The organism is Bradyrhizobium sp., assembly GCF_030693485.1.
GTDB lineage: Bacteria > Pseudomonadota > Alphaproteobacteria > Rhizobiales > Xanthobacteraceae > Bradyrhizobium.
Genome location: NZ_JAUYAN010000060.1, coordinates 1 through 2,934 on the forward strand (window position 1 = coordinate 1; position 2,934 = coordinate 2,934).

The following is a 2,934-nucleotide window of genomic DNA, read 5'->3' on the forward strand; positions in this document are numbered from 1 at the left end:
GGTGGTCGCCTTGCCGTCATTGACCTCCTGGGTCCATTTCTCCAGCGGCATCTTGATCCCGAACGCCTTGTCGATCGCGAACGCGATGTCGAGAAAATCGAGGCTGTCGATGCCCAGATCGTCGATGGCGTGGCTCTCCGGCGTGATCGTGTCGCGCGGGATGTCGCAGGTTTCGGCGATAATCGTGGCGATCTGATCGAATGTAGAAGACATCATTAAGCCTTTGACATATTGGAGGTAAATCCGATGGCGGCACGGATTCAGGGCGCGGCGCTCCGGAATGCCTCAGCCCCCGGCCGGAGTTGAGTGCCCGTATAACGGAGCGAGGCCCTGAGTTCAATGGAGGCGGGCCGCGGGGGAAGCCGGATTCCCCGGCAAAGCGGCCGGATTCGCCCGAAAATCCCTCGCGTTTTCGAGCGAAGGCCCGCCCGCGGGCGATCCGGGACGGATACCCGGTTTGCGTAAGGAAAACCTGTCAAAACAAGCGACTGCGGCCGGGTCCTGATTCAGGAACCGAACAGGCTGATGCTGCGCGGCGTCGAAATCTGGGCGCAGTCGCGCCGTCCCATCAGCACGCAATCCTGGGTCTTGCGCAGGTCCGCGATGCTGATCGCCAGCCAAATGCCGATCGCCGTCAGCGCCACGGTGAAGGCGAGGGCGGCGACGTTCGCCAGCATGCGATGCCGGAACTCGCCGGGTTCCTCGGGGGCACGCTCGAATCGCGAGAGATCGGCAGACGGTTGCTGGTCCAGTTCCCGCGGGCCCGGCGGATGCGCCATGGTGCGCGGCCGGAATTTGAGCACGCGATGCTCGTCATCCGATGCGATGGGCTGTTGGGTTTTCACTGTTGCCAGCTCCGGAAATTTCCAAACCCGTTTAGCACGCTGGCGATGCGTCTCCCAGAAAATGTTGGCGGAGGATGCGCTGGCGCGGGGCCTCATTTCGGCAGCCGCCCCATCAGATAAAACTCGTCGTTCGGGCGCATCGCGGTGACGTTCGCCATCCGGTTCGACAGCGCAAAGAACGCGGAGATCGCCGCGATATCCCAGATGTCGTCGTCGGAAAAACCGTGGCCGGCGAGGCTGACAAAATCAGCTTCCGCAACCAGTTGCGCCTCGGCGCTCACCTTCATCGCGAAGTCGAGCATGGCGCGCTGCCGCGGCGTGATATCCGCCTTGCGGTAGTTGGCCGCGATCTGGTCGGCGATCTGCGGGTTTTTGGCGCGAATGCGCAGGATCGCGCCATGCGCGATCACGCAATACTGGCACTGGTTGGCGCTCGACGTCGCCACCACGATCATCTCGCGCTCGGCCTTGGAGAGGCCGCTGTCCTTCTCCATCAGCGCATCGTGATAGGCAAAGAACGCCCGGAATTCATCCGGCCGGTACGCCAGCGTCAAAAACACGTTCGGCACGAAGCCGGATTTCTCCTGTACGCCAAGCAGGCGGGTGCGGATATCGTCGGGCAGGGTGTCGATGGCGGGGGCGGGGAAGCGTTTTGGGGCGGGCTGGGTCATGGACGGTTCCGGCTGGGCCGCGAGATGCGGTTGGCGGGAACCATAAGGCATGGTTGGGGCGGCGCAAGGCGGGCTGGCGTCAGAGGCAGCTACCACCAAGGTCGAAATCGAACGACCGCAGTTTAATGGTTGCTACGGCTCTGGAGCAGATCGCTCTTTTGCGTCAGCGCAGCGGCTTCTTCAGCAGCGAGAAGCGGTCAGGATCCAGCCCCATCGACGGCTGCAACATCGGCGCTTCCATGGTGCGTGGTTCCATGGTGCGCGGTTCCAGCGAGCGGGCGGCGGGACGCTCGTTGATGGCGGGATCGTTGGGAACGTCGCGATGCGAGGTGGCGCCGCGCCAGCGTTCCAGCACCGCGCCGACGAAGTGCATGTCGTGGCCGGCGGCGGCAGAGGGCACCGTCGAGATGGTGGCTTCGCTGCGCGGCAATTGATGCAGCGGCACTTCCTTGAAGCGCAACCGCGTCGGAAGTGCCACGCCCTCGCCAAAGGCCAGCACTTCGCGGGTGCCGAGCGACGGCACGAACGACAGCAAATTGGCGGCGGCGTCCGAGACCGCCGAGCGCAGCAGCGCCTGGTCGCGGTCGTTGGCCAGCCGCATCGCGAACAGCGTGTTGCACTGGGAAATGATGGTGGCGTCGAGTTCTGCGGGGCGCTGCGTCACGAGGCCGAGATAGACGCCGTATTTGCGGCCTTCCTTGGCGATGCGGCTGACCGCCTTGCGGGTCGGGCCGAAGCCGATGTTGCGGTCGGCGGACGCATAGCGGTGCGCCTCTTCGCAGACGAACAACAGCGGCGAGACGCCGTCGCTCCACAGCCCGAAATCGAACGCCATGCGGCACAGCACCGACACCACGCTGTCGACGACTTCGGCCGGAAAACCGGCGAGCTGCATGATGGTCATCGGCCGGCCGTTGGCCGGCAGCCGGAACAGATGGCTGATCACTTCCGCCATGGTGTCGCCGCCGACATTGGCGTTGTCGAACATGAAGGCGTAGCGCGGATCGTTGCGCACGGTCTCGATCCGCGAAATCAGCTTGTGATAGAGGATGCGCGACGAGCGGTTCTCGAGCTTGCCCATGCGCTCGTCGATCATCGAGATCAGGTCGACCAGCCGGTAGGGCACCGGCGTGTCCACGGTGTAGCCGATGGTCTTGGGATCGATCCGCTTCAGCCCGACCCGGTCCGAATTCTGGTATTGCGTATAGATGCCCCTCGCCATCGGAATCACCTCGGCGAGGATGTCGAGTTCCTCCGGCACCCCGGGACGGCCGGCAAACAGCACGTCGACGATCTCTTCGAAATTGAACAGCCAGAACGGCAGCTTCAGATTGCGCGGATTGAGCACCAGCGCGCGGTCGCCGAAGCAGCGGCCATATTCGTTGTGAACGTCGAGCAGGAAGACCCGCAGATTGGGC

At 63.9% G+C, this 2,934-nt stretch carries 4 protein-coding genes; all 4 read right to left on the minus strand.

From position 1 onward, the window contains the following. A partial coding sequence (locus Q8N40_RS04820; RefSeq protein ID WP_305711007.1) for an acyl carrier protein occupies positions 1-213 on the minus strand: 213 nt, incomplete at its 3' end. 293 nt (positions 214-506) lie between these two features. Beyond that, positions 507-845 (minus strand): hypothetical protein, encoded by a 339-nt coding sequence (locus Q8N40_RS04825; protein ID WP_305711008.1) that lies wholly within the window; start codon positions 843-845, stop codon positions 507-509. A gap of 92 nt (positions 846-937) precedes the next feature. Further along, entirely contained in the window at positions 938-1,516 is a 579-nt protein-coding gene (locus tag Q8N40_RS04830; protein ID WP_305711009.1) for a peroxidase-related enzyme, read from the minus strand. 163 nt (positions 1,517-1,679) lie between these two features. Continuing rightward, on the minus strand, positions 1,680-2,934 hold a 1,255-nt coding region (locus Q8N40_RS04835; protein ID WP_305711010.1), incomplete at its 5' end, for an ATP-binding protein.

Bases quoted from the DNA above. Each gene is read 5' to 3' on its own strand.
- Q8N40_RS04830 (WP_305711009.1), bottom strand. From the start codon at position 1,516: ATGACCCAGCCCGCCCCAAAACGCTTCCCCGCCCCCGCCATCGACACC.